Below are 13,205 nucleotides of genomic sequence, written 5' to 3' on the forward strand. Positions count from 1 at the left end.
TCTGACCGCGGTGAGACCTATCTCCTGCGCGGCACGCTGCACGATGAATTCAAGAATGCCGTCGGAGCGGTTGCGGATGTCCGAACCCTCGTCTCCGATGGGGGCGATGAAGAAGCATTCCTGATCAGGTTCCGGAAGGCTGGAAGCTGCCAAGCTGATCTCCGAAGTGCCGGGTGAAGCAAAACTGATCGGCCGTCAGCGCCGATTATATGGTCTGCGTCTCACCCCGACGGCCGGACGGGGCACTCCCGGCACCCGGCGGAAGCGTCCGCGTCGTGACAGGCTGGAGCCGTGAGGCAGTCGACACACCGCGCGAGGAGAACACCGTGAACGCTCGGCCCGCACCGCTCAGCGCCCAGGAGATCGAGGACGGCCTCGCGGAGCTGCCCGGCTGGTCCGCCGAGGACGACCTGCTGCGCCGGACCTATTCCTTCCAGGGGCACCTGCCGGCCGCCGTGATGGTCGTCCATATCGCGCGGATCCAGCAGGAGTTGGACCACCACGCCGAGCTGACCCTGGGCTACGACCGGCTCGCCGTCGCGGTGAACACCCACAGCGCCGGCGGCCGGATCACCCCCCTCGACTTCGGCCTCGCCCGGAGGATCGAGGAGATCGCCGCGGCCCACGGCGCCCACTGACCGGCGGCCTCGCGGGTCAGTCGCCCGAGCGCGGTCTGACCACCCGGCCCGCGCGCGCCAGCTCCACGTTGAACTGGGCGCCGCACAGCAGCGACAGGTGGGAGAACCACAGCCAGATCAGGAACACCACCGGTCCGGCCAGCGAGCCGTAGAGCCGGTTGAAGGTGCCGACGTACGAGGCGTAGAGCGCGAAGCCCGCGGACGACACCAGCCACAGCAGCACCGCGACCACACCACCGGGCGCGGCCCGCCGCACCCCGCGCGAGCTGGGCGGCCCGGAGCGGAACAGCACCATCGCCAGCACCGTGGCCAACAGCAGCAGCAGCGGCCACTTCAGCAGGTTCCAGGTGGCCTCGCCCGCCTCACCGAACCCGAGCGCCCGGCCCAGCGCGGTCGCGATCGGCCCGCTCACCAGCAGCGCCACCGCACTGCTGATCAGCAGCGCCATCAGCAGCAGCGCCGTCACCAGGATCCGTGGCGCCTTGCGCCACGGCGGCCGGTCGTCCTTCGTCCGGTGCATGGCGTGCAGTGCCCGGCGGAACACGGCCAGATAGCTGCACGACGACCACAGGGCGCTGGCCAGGGCGCCGCCCACCACCACCCACGCGGCGGTGCGCTGGTGCGCCATGCCGACCAGCGCCCGGCGGACCGTCGGGCCCGATTCGGCCGGGGCGATGGCGCTGATCTGGTTGATGAGCTGCTCGGTGGCCGCCGGGTCGGCGAGCCCGATCAGCGACACCGTGACGATCAGCGACGGCAGCAGTGCCAGCACCGAGTAGTACGTCAGGCTCGCCGCCCAGTCCGTCACATCGTCGTGCCAGACGGACAGCGGCGTACGGCGCAGCGCGGTACGGCACTGGGCCCAGGTCGGCCGGGCGGCCGGCGGCTTCGGCCCGACAGCGCCGAGCGCACGGTCCAGCAGCGTCCGGTTCATCCCCCGGCGCGTACCGCTGTCGCCCATGTCGTTGCGTCCTCTCCTCGATACGTCCTGCATCATCCCCCGCGCCAGGACTGTCCGAAGACGACCGGGCGGCCACCGCCCGCCGGGGGCACCCCCGCGTCCGGCGGTGGACACACCTCACGGTCCCGGTCCGCACCGCCACCCGTCAGCTCTCCGCGGCCACATCCCCCGTATGGACGAGGGGCCGGTGGCCCGCCCGCTCACGCGAAGGGCAGCACCTGCCACGGCGAGGACGGGTCCTGCGTGAGCACACGGTGCAGATGCGCCGCCTCGGCGTACTGCGGGCCGAACCAGCCGTGGTCGAACGCCAGCATCCGGCCCAGCAGATAGCCCGCGGCGAACTCGCCCCACGAGCCGTAGACCTCCCCGGCCCGCGCGCCGACCCGCTGCACCGCCTGCTCGGCCTGCGGCGGCGCGCACAGCCGGGCGCCCAGGCCCCAGCGGACGAGATTGACGGCGTGCACGAGATCCAGCGCGAGCAGGGACACCAACCGGCCGTCGGCCGGCAGCAGCCCGTCCGCGCGGAACCGCTCCTCGTACCGGGTGACGAGTTCGGGGAGCTCCGGCGCGTCGGCGGCGCCCTCGTTCCCCTTCCCCGGGTCCGCCGCCGCCCGCGCACGCAGCGCCCGTTCGGTGTCGGCCGGTACGAACTGCCCGGCCAGGAGCTGGTCCAGACGCTGCTGCCAGCCGGCGGGGTCGGTCACCGACCACTGGTCGTGCAGCGTCCGGGCGTCCGCGGCGTGGTCGAGGAAGGCCGTACCCAGCTCGTTCCACGGCACGCTGTGATGCACCGCGAGCGGCGCGCCGCAGGCCAGCCCCTGTGCGACGGGGCCGTGCAGCGGCCCCCCGAAGTGGGTGACGAGCAGACCGCCGGGCCGCACCCCGACCTGGGCGCGCAGCCGCAGCCAGCCGGCGCGCGCCTGGGGGACGGCGGCCAGATACGCCGCGCACGGCGTCCCCGGGTTGATCGCCAGCCGCCACCTGTCGTTCGGCCAGTCCTGCGCCAGCTCCTCCAGCGAGACCCGGTCGAAGAACTGCTGCGGCTGCCACGGCGGCAACATGCCGCGGGTCAGGACGGGAATGCACCTACCACCCGTCACCGGGTCGTCGTAGACGGGCAGCGGGTCCTGCCCCGGCTGCGGCGCCGCCAAATACAGGTCCTCGCCGGCGACCGCGGCGACCTGGCCGTCCACATCACCACGCGCCGTCGCTTCGCACAGCCGCCGCTCGGTATCCGTCGGCGGCATCCATCCCGGAGTAGCCACAGGCCAAGACCCTACGATCACCTCCCGGCCCGCCGAAACCGGGGGTTGCCGGGACGTCAGGGGAGATTGCACCGGAGTCACCCGTAACGGAGGCTCGATGTCATGAGCGACCACGACCGCACCGGACCCGGGCACCACCACGCCCGCCACGACAGCGCGCAGATCGACTGGGAGGCGCTCGGCCCCATCCTCGAACGGGGCGCCGAACTGCACACACCGCTCCATCAGCAGATCGCGGCCTGGCTGCGGGAGCTGCTCACCGGCGTGGCCGGCACCGGCCCCGACGGGGTGCGCCGGGTGCTCGACGTCGGCAGCGGGCCGGGCGTCGTCAGCTGCCTGCTGGCCCAGGTCTTCCCCGCGGCCGAGGTGGTCGCGGTGGACGCGGCCGGGGCGCTGCTGGAGCGGGCCCGCGCCCGGGCCGGCCGCCTCGGGCTCGGCGACCGGATCCACACCCATCCCGCCGAGGTCCCGGACGGGCTCGACGCCCTCGGCGGCGCCGACCTCATCTGGTCGAGCAAGGCCCTGCACCACGTGGGCGACCAGCGCGCCGCGGTCGCCGCTCTCGCCGGGCATCTGCGGCCCGGCGGACTGCTCGCCGTCTGCGAGGGTGGCCTCGCCCCGCGCTACCTGCCGCGCGACATCGGCATCGGCCGCCCGGGGCTGCAGTCCCGGCTCGACGCGGCCGGCGAGGAGTGGTTCACCGCGATGCGGACGGCGCTGCCCGACGCCGCCGACGACATCGAGGACTGGCCCGCCTTCCTCGCCGACGCGGGCCTTGGCACCCCGCGCACCCGCAGCTTCCTGCTGGACCTGCCGGCCCCGCTCTCCGCCGAGGCCCGCGGATACGTCCAGAGCCGTCTCACCCGCTCCGTCGACCTCTACGGCGACCGCCTCGACGCCGACGACCGCACCACCCTCGCCCGTCTCACCGACCCCGACGACGCGGCCGGCGTCACCCGCCGCCCCGACGTCTTCCTGCTGTCCGCGCAGACCGTGCACACGGCCTGCGCGCGGTAGGCCGGATCGATCCGACCGCCCCGCCACCCGGCGCCCGGCCGGGAAGTACGCCGGCCGGGCCCGGGCAGGACAGGCGGGCAGGGCATCAGGGGCGCGGCGAGGTCACCCCTGGCCCATCGGCTTCGGGGTGATCACGGCGAAGGTGGCGCCCTGCGGATCGGTCACCACGGCCATCCGGCCGGCCATCATGTCGAAGGGCTCCTGAAGTGCCGCCCCGCCGGCCGCGGTCACCTTGCCGACGGTCTCGTCGGTGTCCGCCACCGAGAAGTACGCCAGCCAGTGCGAGGGCGTGTCGGGCGGCATCTGCTCGGACATCGGCTGCATACCGCCCACCGGGCGGTCGCCCACCTTGAGCGCGTAGTAGTTCTCCGCGCCCTCCATGGCGGCGCTCTCGACGCCGAAGGCGGCCTGGTAGAAGGCAGCGGCGGCGGAGCGGTCGGTGGTGTTGAGCTCGTTCCAGATCAGCGCGCCGTGCTCGTTGACGATGCCGGCGCCGGGGAAGTCCACCGCCTGCCAGACGCCGAACACCGCGCCGGTGGGGTCGGCGGCGATACACATCCGGCCGAGCGTCATCACGTCCATCACCGGCATCAGGATCGTGCCGCCGGAGTCGCTCACGGCCTGGGAGGTGGCATCCGCGTCCGCCGCCGCCAGATACGTGGTCCACACGGTGGGCGGCGGGGGCTGGCCGCCCATGGCCATCGCGGCCATGATGCCGGCCACCGGCTTGCCGTTCAGCTCGCACACGGCATAGCCGCCGGTCTCGGGCGGCCCGATCTCCCCGGTCCACCCGAAGACGCTGGAGTAGAAGTCGATGGCGGCTTGCTGGTCCGGGGCCGCGAGATCGACCCAGCAGGGGGTCCCGGGCTGATAGGCGGAGGTGACTTCGGGCATCGTGGCCTCCTCGATGGGGGCGCCTGCCGCGTCCGTGCGGCGGGAGGGAAGCAGGGCAGGGCGCCACGGTCGTCGGCCCCGCCGGCGCGCCGCGGGGACACGTGGCGCTCACCCTCCACACTTCCCGCCGTCCGCCGAGCCCGCCACTCGGGTACGCCACGGCGCCGCCCGTACGAGCGGACGGCGCCGTGGCAGCGCGGTGGTCGGGCCGGGGCCGTCAGGCGAACGTGGCCGGGTCCGGGCCGAGGCGGTTGCCGGCGTCCAGACCGGCGAGGGTGGCCAGATCCGCGTCGTCCAGCGTGAAGTCGAAGACGTCGATGTTCTCGGCGATGCGCGAGGGGGTGACGGACTTCGGGATGACGACGTTGCCGATCTGGAGGTGCCAGCGCAGCACCACCTGGGCGGGGGTCTTGCCGTGCTTCGCGGCGAGCCGGGCGATCGTCGGGTCCTCGAGGAGGCCCCTGCCCTGGCCCAGCGGCGACCAGGCCTCGGTCGTGATGCCGTGCCGGGCGTGGAAGGCGCGGGACTCGGCCTGCTGGAACTGCGGGTGCAGCTCGATCTGGTTGACGGCGGGGACGACGGAGGTCTCGCCCAGCAGCCGCTCCAGATGGGCGGGTTGGAAGTTGGAGACACCGATGGCCTTGGCGCGGCCGTCCGCGTAGATCTTCTCGAAGGCCTTGTACGTGTCGACGTACGCGTCCCGGGCCGGGACCGGCCAGTGGATCAGATAGAGGTCCACGTACTCCAGGCCGAGCTTGGCCAGGGAGGCGTCGAAGGCGCGGAGCGTGGAGTCGTAGCCCTGCTCGGAGTTCCACAGCTTGGTCGTGACGAACAGTTCGTCACGGGGGAGGCCGGAGGCGGCGAGCGCCTTGCCGGTGCCCTCTTCGTTGCCGTAGATCGCGGCGGTGTCGATGCTGCGGTATCCGGCGGCCAGGGCGTGGCCGACCGCGGTGGCCGCCTCGTCGTCGGGGATCTGCCAGACACCGTAGCCGAGCTGGGGCATCGCGATGCCGTTGTTGAGCGTGATGGACGGAACCTTGCTCACGGGGGAATCGATCCTTACGTATACGTTCGTGTTCCAGGACGTTCAACGATCATCCGCCGCTGTGCATTCCCGCGCATGTCGGTGGTGAGTTCGCCGAGCGTGAAGGCACCGGCGCAGAGCACCGTCAGCCCGGCGCAGAGTTCCAGGGCGCCGACCAGGCCGGGAAGCCCACCGGAGACGGCGGGCGCGCCGGGGGAGAGGCCGTCGGTCACCGCCCGCACCAGCCACATACAGCCCCCGCAGGCGAACGCCGCGCCGCCGCCCGTCCAGGCCGCCGCGAGCGGCCAACGGACCCGCAGCCCGGGCGCCAGGCGGGGGAGGAGGAGCAGCAGCAGTCCGACGGCGGCGAGGAGCGAGAGCAGGCCCTGCGACCAGTCCGAAGCCGAGCTGATCACGGTCCCGGCGGCCGCCTCGGCGGCGTCCATGCCCAGCGTCGAGCCCGCGCCCCACAGGACGTGGACCGAGCCCAGCGCCGCCAGCAGCACCGCGGCCGGCGCGAGGAAGATCCGCCGCACCGTCCGGGTTCCGGTGTCCGCGAGTCCGCCCAGCGGGGCGCGCAGCAGACCGCCCCAGCGCTGGTGCGCGTACACCGCGAAGGCGCCGAGCAGGGTGACGCCCTCGACGAGGAAGCCGCCGTAGACCACGCCGAAGACCCAGGGGGCGATGAGGTCGTCGGAGCCCATCGGGTTGCGGGCGCCGGTGACCAGGCCGGCGAGGCTGCCGCCCACGACGCCGGTGATCAGCGGGACCAGCAGCCCGGAGGCCATCCACAGCGGCAGGAGCAGCAGCCACGCCGGGGCGCGCCGGCCGGTCGGGCGGGTGAGGGTGTGGGCCACCACCGCCGCGATCGCGTCGAGGAGGAAGGTGAAGACGTTGGCCGCGACCCAGACGGCGCGGCCGATGCGATCGGGATCGACGACACCGACGTCGAAGCCCAGCACCCACAGCAGCTTGAGGGTCAGGTACGGGGCGCAGGCCAGGACGGCAGTCCGGCCCAGGAGCGTGAGGCGGCGAGAGGGCATGCACCAGAGTCTGCGGAGCGCCGGTGCGGTCGGCGTCGGGCCCGCGGACGATCCGGCTCCGCCGTGCGGCGGAGGTGCGGCAGCCGGTACGGACGGGGCACGGCGGCCCGCCGCCCCGTCACGACCCGTACAGCGCGTCCACTTCCGCCGAGTACGCCGTCTCGATCGCCTTGCGCTTGAGCTTCAGCGACGGCGTCAGCAGCCCGTGTTCCTCGCTGAACTGGTTGGCCAGTATCCGGAACGTACGGATCGACTCGGCCTGGGAGACCAGGGTGTTGGCGGCGACGACGGCGCGCCGGATCTCGGTCTCCAGGTCCGGGTCGCGCACCAGGTCCGTCGGCGGCATCTCCGGCTTGCCGCGCATGGCCAGCCAGTGCGCGACCGCCTCCGGGTCCAGCGTCACCAGCGCGGCGATGAACGGCCTGTCGTTGCCGACGACGATGCACTGGGCGACCAGCGGATGCGCCCGCACCCGCTCCTCCAGGCCCACCGGAGAGACCGTCTTGCCGCCGGAGGTGACCAGGACCTCCTTCTTCCGCCCGGTGATGGTCAGATAGCCGTCCTCGTCGAGGGCGCCCAGGTCACCGGTGGCGAACCAGCCGTCGTGCAGCACCGCGTCGGTCGCCTTGGGGTCGTTGTGGTAGCCCTGGAAGACCTGGCCGCCGTACAGCCAGATCTCGCCGTCCTCCGCGATGTGCACGGTGGTGCCGGGGATGGGGGTGCCGACGGAGCCGAAGCGGGTCCGCTCGGGCGGGTTGGCGGTGGCGGCCGCGGTGCTCTCCGTCAGGCCGTAGCCCTCGAAGATCCGCACTCCGGCGCCGGCGAAGAACAGCCCCAGCCGGCGCTCCATCGCGCTGCCGCCGGACATGGCGTACCGCATCCGGCCGCCCATCGCCGTACGGACCTTGCTGTAGACGAGCTTGTCGAAGAGCTGATGCTGCATCCGCAGTGCGGCGCTGGGGCCGGACCCGGTGCCGAACGCCTTGTTCTCCTGCGCCTCGGCGTAGCGCACCGCGATGTCGACGGCCTTGTCGAAGGGCCCTTCCTTGCCGTCCGTCTCCGCCTGCCGCCGGGCCGCGGCGAAGACCTTCTCGAAGATGTACGGCACCGCGAGGATGAAGGTGGGCCGGAAGGCCTGCAGGTCGGGCAGGAGTGCCCGGGCCGCCAGCTCGGGCTGGTGGCCCAGCTTGACCCGGCCGCGGACCGCGGCGACCTGCACCATCCGCCCGAAGACGTGCGCCAGCGGCAGGAACAGCAGGGTCGCGGCCTCCTCGCCGCCCTTCGAGGTGAAGACCGTCTCGTAGCGCATGACGATGTTGTCGGCCTCGGCCATGAAGTTGGCGTGGGTGATGACGCAGCCCTTGGGGCGGCCGGTCGTGCCCGAGGTGTAGATGATCGTCGCGATGGCGTCCGGCGTGACGGCCATGCGGTGCCGGTGGACCACGTCGTCCTCGATGTGCGCGCCGGCCGCGGTCAGCTCGGCCACCGGGTCGGCGTCCAGCTGCCACAGCTTGCGCAGGTGCGGGAGCCGGTCGATGACCGAGCCGACGGTCATCGCGTGGTCCTCGTGCTCGACCAGGCACGCCGAGACGCCCGCGTTGTGCAGCATCCAGAAGACCTGCTCGGCCGAGGACGTCGGATACAGCGGTACGGACTGCGCGCCGATCGACCACAGCGCGAAGTCGAACAGGGTCCACTCGTAGCGCGTACGGGACATGATCCCGACGCGGTCGCCGAACCGGACGCCCTGCGCGAGCAGGCCCTTGGCCAGCGCGATGACCTCGTCCCGGAACTGTCCGGAGGTGACGTCCTGCCAGTTCCCCGCGTCGTCCTTACGCCCGAGAGCGATGTGTCCGGGGTCGGCCTCGGCGTGGTCGTAGACGGCATCCGCCAGCCCGCCGACCCGGGGCGCGGTCGCCAAAGGCGGGACGGTGAACTCGCGCAATGACCCAGCTCCTCGTGGTGTTGCTCACAAGGCCGCGACCGTACCCCACGGGGACGGCATCCGGCAGGGCAGTACCACGGCGTGAACGCGCCCCCACGGGAACTGGCCAAGCGAAGAAATCGGGCTACTTCGGAGAAGAGCGGACATGATCCGGCTAATTCGGCGCCGTACGATCACGACGCCGGGACCATATCTGCACCAAATCTCTGCACCTGCCACCTGGTCGTACGCTTGATCATCCGACCCGCCCGGAACGGGCCCGCGGCTACGGGAGCTGCAGTCGGTCACCGCCCGCGAGGATCGCGTCCGCCAGTGCCTCCGCCGGGCCCCGCGCCGCGCGGTCGCGCTCCCCGTGCAGGAGGACGAAGTCGACCCCGCCCAGTTCCGGCAGTCCGGCACGTGGCGGGATCTGGACCAGACCAGGCGGAATCATGCCTCTGGTATGTGCCATGACGCCCAGACCTGCCCGGGTTGCGGCGATCAGTCCGTTCAGGCTTCCGCTGGTGCAGGCGATCCGCCACTGCCGGCCCTGGCGCTCCAGCGCCTCCAGCGCACGGGCCCGGGTCACCGCCGGCGGCGGATAGACCACCAGCGGGACCGGCCGCTCCGGGTCCAGCCGCAGCCGCTCGGTGCCCACCCACACCAGCCGGTCGCGCCACACCAGGCGCCCGCGCGAGTCCTCCGGGCGCCGTTTGGCGAGGACGAGATCGAGCCGCCCGGCCGCCAGCAGCTCGTGCAGGGTCCCCGACAGCTCGACGGTCAGCTCCAGATCGACCTCGGGGTGCTCCCGGCGGAACCCTTCGAGCACCTCCGGCATTCGGGTCAGCACGAAGTCCTCGGAGGCGCCGAAGCGGAGCCGGCCGCGCAGCCTGGTACCCGCGAAGAAGCCCGCGGCCCGCTCGTTCGCCTCCAGGATCGTGCGGGCGAAGCCGAGCATGGCCTCGCCGTCCTCGGTCAGCTCCACACCGTGGGTGTCGCGTGCGAACAGCCGCCGGCCGGCGGCCTCCTCCAGCTTCCGTACGTGCTGGCTCACGGTCGACTGCCGCAGACCGAGCCGGTGCGCGGCCTGCGTGAAGCTCAGCGTCTGCGCCACGGCCAGAAAGGTGCGCAGCTGCACGGGCTCGAACATGGGCCCTCCGGTGCTCATCATGCTGTGCGATGACAGTCACCACGGTAAGAGGGGTTCCCGATCGCCGCACGGACCGGCACGCTGAAGACGGCGCCGTCCACGCCGCCGCCCGAGAGCCGCCCGACGACCGAAGAGAGACCATGCGCCGCCCTTCCCTCAAGCCGCCTTCCTGGCTGCCCGTGGACGGATACCTCCTGGCCCTGGTGGGCACCGTCGCGCTGGCCGCGCTGCTGCCCGCCCGCGGCGTGGCCGCCACCGTCGCCGACGGCGCCTCCACCGGAGCCGTCGCACTGCTCTTCTTCCTCTACGGCGCCCGGCTCTCCACCCGCGAGGCGATGGACGGACTGCGCCACTGGCGGCTCCACCTCACCGTCCTGGCCGCCACCTTCGTGATCTTCCCGGTGCTCGGCCTGGCCGCCCGCGGCCTGGTCCCGTACGTCCTGCCGCCGACCCTCTACACCGGGCTGCTGTTCTTGTGCCTGGTGCCCTCCACCGTCCAGTCCTCGATCGCCTTCACCTCCCTCGCCCGCGGCAATGTCGCGGCGGCGATCTGCGCCGGCTCGTTCTCCAGCCTCGCCGGCATCGTCGTCACACCGCTGCTGGCGGGGCTCGTGCTGCACGGAAACGGCGGCGGCTTCTCCGCCGACTCGCTGCTCTCGATCGTCGGCCAGCTGCTGCTCCCGTTCGCCGCCGGGCAGCTGTTGCGCCGCTGGTGGAGCCGGCGGGGCCGGGCGCGGCGCGGCGGGCAGGACGCCGGCGGGCGACCGGAGGGCGGCTTCCTCGCCCGCCACAAGAAGGCCCTCGGCTATGTGGACCGCTCTTCGATACTCCTGGTGGTCTACGCCGCGTTCAGCGCCGGCGTGGTCCAGGGCGTCTGGCACCAGGTCTCCTGGCTGCGGCTGCTGTGCCTGCTGGGTGTGGAGGCCGCGCTGCTCGCGCTGATGCTGACCCTCACCTCCTACGGCGCGAAGCGGCTCGGCTTCCCCCGTGCGGACCGCATCGCCATCACCTTCGCCGGTTCCAAGAAGAGCCTGGCCGCCGGCCTCCCCATGGCCAGCGTCCTCTTCGGAGCCCAGGCGGGCCTGATGGTCCTGCCGCTGATGCTGTTCCACCAGATGCAGCTGATGGTGTGCGCGGTGCTGGCGAGGCGGTACGCGGCCGGTGCGGAGCCGGAGCCGGAGCCGCGGCGGGAGGCCACCCCCGCCGCGGCAGCGGTCGGTCAGGGGCACTACCGGCCCGGTCCGCGCACCCGGTCCAGTGACAGCCCCAGCACCAACGGCGCGGGCACCGAGGCGTCGTCCGTGCGTACGGCGGACAGCTCGGCGTCGGTCAGTGCCCGCCGGTAGACCCGTACCGCGTCCAGCGCACCGGTGAACTGGGCGCGGGCGTCCGGCTTCTGACCGAGGTGGACGCCGAAGACCGACCCGCGGCTGACCGAGCCCGGGACGTCGGCCACGACGGTGCTCTCGGCGCCGTCCACGGTGAGCAGCAGCCGGCCACCGGTGCGGCGCAGCGCCAGATGGTGCCAGTCGCCGTCGTTGTAGGCCGCCGCGGTCGCGGCCTGGGCGGTGGCGGGCGGCAAGGCACCGTCGACGGCGGTGACGCGGGCCAGCAGCCGGCCGTTGCGGGGGTCGCCGGTCAGCGCGACCTGGGGGCTCCTGGTGCCCACACCGCCCATCCACAGCAGCGGCTGCTCGCCGGTCCGGGCGTCGTAGCGGAACCACAGGCTGCAGGTGAAGTCGTGGGCGCCCAAGGGGAGGGAGCCGCGGAACGGCAGGCGTACGGCGTCGTCCTTGCCGTCGAAGGAGAGGGCCTGGCCGAACCGGCCGTCCGTGGGGCTCGCGCCGCCGAGGACGAGGGCGGGCCGGGCGCCGGGGGCGGCGTCACGGGTGGTGGGATCCGGGGCGCGGCGCGGGCCGAGCCAGTCCTGGGTGAAGCGGACGAAGCGGATCTCGTCCCGGGCGTCGACCGCGCCGCCCTCGTACATCAGGCCGGTGACGTCGGGTGAGATGGCGACCAGGTCCGAGTAGCCGGACCAGTCGGTGGTGACCCGGGCGCCCCGGTCGACGCCCTCCCAGGTGCGGCCCTCGTCCCAGGAGGAGCGGATGGTCATGGTCCGGCGCCGGTCGGGATCGGCGGGGGCCGCGAACAGGGTGCGGCCGCGGCCGTCGTGCGGATGCGACAGCCGCAGCGCCGAGCCCTGCACCATGGGGGAGTAGAGGTCGGGCAGGGCGCGGAACGGGGCGGTGAAGGAATCGCCGCCGTCACGGCTGACCGCGGCGTCGCGATGGCCCAGGTCGGTGCCGTCCTGTTCGCGGCCGTTGACGTAGATCGAGCCGTCGGAGCGCTCCAGGAGGGTCATCTCCGAGGGCTTCTGACGAAACGTTCCGCTCTCCGACGAGTTCTTGGAAGCGGAGCTCGCCGCGATGGGCCAGCTGTCCAGCGCGCCGACCTTCCAGGTGGCGCCGCCGTCGTCGCTGTGGATCAGTGCGGCGTGGTTGGCGGTGACCCGGTTGTCCGCGTAGCTCTCGGCGTTGATGCCGAAGACCAGCCGGCCGGTGTGCCGCCCGTGGGTGAGCTGGATGCCGTGCACGGGCCCGGTGGCGTACCAGGAGTTCCACTGCGGGGGACGGATGGCCGGGGTCAGGTCGCGGGGCGCGGACCAGGTCGCGCCGTCGTCGTCGCTGTACTGCAGGTGCGGGGTGCGGTCGCAGGGGACATCGCAGCTGAGGCCGTCGTCGCGGCCCTTGTTGTAGGTCTCGGCGAGGACGATCCGGCCGGTGCGGCGGTCGACGATCGGCGCCGGGTTGCCGTGGGTGTCTCCGCCGCCCTGGTTGACGACCTGGAGCGGGCCCCAGGTGCGGCCGCCGTCGGTGGAGCGCTTGAGGACCAGGTCGATGTCGCCGGAGTCGCCGCAGTCGTGCCGGCGGCCCTCGGCGAAGGCGAGCAGGGTGCCGCGTACGGACTGCACGACGGCTGGTATCCGGAAGCAGAAGTAGCCCCGTTCCTGGGAGGCCTTGAAGAGGATCTGCTGCTCGAAACCGCCCGCGGGCGGCGGTGCCGTCGCGGCGGGGCCGCCGCCCGACGCCTCGTCAGGCACGGCGTGTGCGGGGGCGGTCGGCAGCAGCGCGAGGACCGAGGCGGTCAGCGCGGCGAGCATGCCGGTGGCGCGGCGGTGCCGGGGTCTGCGGCGGGGGCTGGGGTGTGCGCGGAGAACTGACGTCATGGTCCGGCCTGCCCTTCGAGGGATCGGCGGTCGGGTCATCAGGACATCCCACGTCCTATGTGC

The 13,205-nt window shown here is 72.9% G+C and carries 11 protein-coding genes; 3 read left to right on the plus strand and 8 right to left on the minus strand.

The window, feature by feature from the left end:
• Positions 1–326: 326 nt before the first annotated feature.
• Complete coding sequence (locus tag ACZ5XZ_RS07375; RefSeq protein ID WP_468975118.1) at positions 327–638, plus strand: 4a-hydroxytetrahydrobiopterin dehydratase; 312 nt, start codon at positions 327–329, stop codon at positions 636–638.
• 16 nt (positions 639–654) lie between these two features.
• On the opposite strand, the gene ACZ5XZ_RS07380 is transcribed toward ACZ5XZ_RS07375, so the two are convergent.
• Positions 655–1,599, minus strand: a complete 945-nt coding sequence (locus ACZ5XZ_RS07380) for a YihY/virulence factor BrkB family protein (protein ID WP_468975119.1) — start codon at positions 1,597–1,599, stop codon at positions 655–657.
• Positions 1,600–1,799: 200 nt separating this feature from the next.
• Positions 1,800–2,846: a DUF1266 domain-containing protein gene (locus ACZ5XZ_RS07385; protein WP_468975120.1), complete on the minus strand. Its 1,047-nt coding sequence runs from the start codon at positions 2,844–2,846 to the stop codon at positions 1,800–1,802.
• A gap of 120 nt (positions 2,847–2,966) precedes the next feature.
• Between ACZ5XZ_RS07385 and ACZ5XZ_RS07390 the strand changes: the two genes are divergently transcribed.
• Positions 2,967–3,881 carry a class I SAM-dependent methyltransferase gene (locus tag ACZ5XZ_RS07390; protein WP_468975121.1) on the plus strand — a complete coding sequence of 305 codons (915 nt, stop codon included), beginning with the start codon at positions 2,967–2,969 and terminating at the stop codon, positions 3,879–3,881.
• 102 nt (positions 3,882–3,983) lie between these two features.
• On the opposite strand, the gene ACZ5XZ_RS07395 is transcribed toward ACZ5XZ_RS07390, so the two are convergent.
• The 5 genes from ACZ5XZ_RS07395 to ACZ5XZ_RS07415 all read right to left on the minus strand — a co-directional run bounded on the left by ACZ5XZ_RS07395 (position 3,984) and on the right by ACZ5XZ_RS07415 (position 9,916).
• Entirely contained in the window at positions 3,984–4,775 is a 792-nt protein-coding gene (locus ACZ5XZ_RS07395; protein WP_468975122.1) for a VOC family protein, read from the minus strand.
• 217 nt (positions 4,776–4,992) lie between these two features.
• A complete protein-coding gene (locus tag ACZ5XZ_RS07400) occupies positions 4,993–5,820 on the minus strand; it encodes an aldo/keto reductase (protein WP_468975123.1) in 828 nt (275 codons plus the stop codon).
• 14 nt (positions 5,821–5,834) lie between these two features.
• The gene (locus tag ACZ5XZ_RS07405) at positions 5,835–6,842 is read right to left on the minus strand and encodes a hypothetical protein (RefSeq protein ID WP_468975124.1); all 1,008 of its coding nucleotides are present in this window, start codon (positions 6,840–6,842) and stop codon (positions 5,835–5,837) included.
• Positions 6,843–6,960: 118 nt separating this feature from the next.
• A complete protein-coding gene (locus tag ACZ5XZ_RS07410) occupies positions 6,961–8,787 on the minus strand; it encodes an AMP-dependent synthetase/ligase (protein ID WP_468975125.1) in 1,827 nt (608 codons plus the stop codon).
• Between the two features lie 265 nt (positions 8,788–9,052).
• On the minus strand, positions 9,053–9,916 hold the full coding sequence (locus ACZ5XZ_RS07415; RefSeq protein ID WP_468975126.1) for a LysR family transcriptional regulator: 864 nt from the start codon (positions 9,914–9,916) through the stop codon (positions 9,053–9,055).
• 140 nt (positions 9,917–10,056) lie between these two features.
• Here ACZ5XZ_RS07415 and ACZ5XZ_RS07420 point away from each other — a divergent pair, with 140 nt between their 5' ends.
• The gene (locus ACZ5XZ_RS07420; protein ID WP_468975127.1) at positions 10,057–11,262 is read left to right on the plus strand and encodes a bile acid:sodium symporter family protein; all 1,206 of its coding nucleotides are present in this window, start codon (positions 10,057–10,059) and stop codon (positions 11,260–11,262) included.
• On the opposite strand, the gene ACZ5XZ_RS07425 is transcribed toward ACZ5XZ_RS07420, so the two are convergent.
• Complete coding sequence (locus ACZ5XZ_RS07425) at positions 11,145–13,142, minus strand: exo-alpha-sialidase (protein ID WP_468975128.1); 1,998 nt, start codon at positions 13,140–13,142, stop codon at positions 11,145–11,147. The two genes, ACZ5XZ_RS07420 and ACZ5XZ_RS07425, sit on opposite strands and share 118 nt — an antisense overlap.
• Positions 13,143–13,205 lie beyond the last annotated feature (63 nt).

This window comes from Streptomyces sp. NPDC033270 (assembly GCF_055576575.1).

What these genes read in the sequence shown, in the direction of transcription:
- ACZ5XZ_RS07380 (WP_468975119.1), bottom strand. Translation starts at nt 1,599, where the DNA reads ATGGGCGACAGCGGTACGCGCCGGGGGATGAACCGGACGCTGCTGGAC.
- ACZ5XZ_RS07385 (WP_468975120.1), bottom strand. Translation starts at nt 2,846, where the DNA reads ATGCCGCCGACGGATACCGAGCGGCGGCTGTGCGAAGCGACGGCGCGT.
- ACZ5XZ_RS07390 (WP_468975121.1), top strand. Translation starts at nt 2,967, where the DNA reads ATGAGCGACCACGACCGCACCGGACCCGGGCACCACCACGCCCGCCAC.
- ACZ5XZ_RS07395 (WP_468975122.1), bottom strand. Translation starts at nt 4,775, where the DNA reads ATGCCCGAAGTCACCTCCGCCTATCAGCCCGGGACCCCCTGCTGGGTC.
- ACZ5XZ_RS07405 (WP_468975124.1), bottom strand. Translation starts at nt 6,842, where the DNA reads ATGCCCTCTCGCCGCCTCACGCTCCTGGGCCGGACTGCCGTCCTGGCC.
- ACZ5XZ_RS07415 (WP_468975126.1), bottom strand. Translation starts at nt 9,916, where the DNA reads ATGTTCGAGCCCGTGCAGCTGCGCACCTTTCTGGCCGTGGCGCAGACG.
- ACZ5XZ_RS07420 (WP_468975127.1), top strand. Translation starts at nt 10,057, where the DNA reads ATGCGCCGCCCTTCCCTCAAGCCGCCTTCCTGGCTGCCCGTGGACGGA.
- ACZ5XZ_RS07425 (WP_468975128.1), bottom strand. Translation starts at nt 13,142, where the DNA reads ATGACGTCAGTTCTCCGCGCACACCCCAGCCCCCGCCGCAGACCCCGG.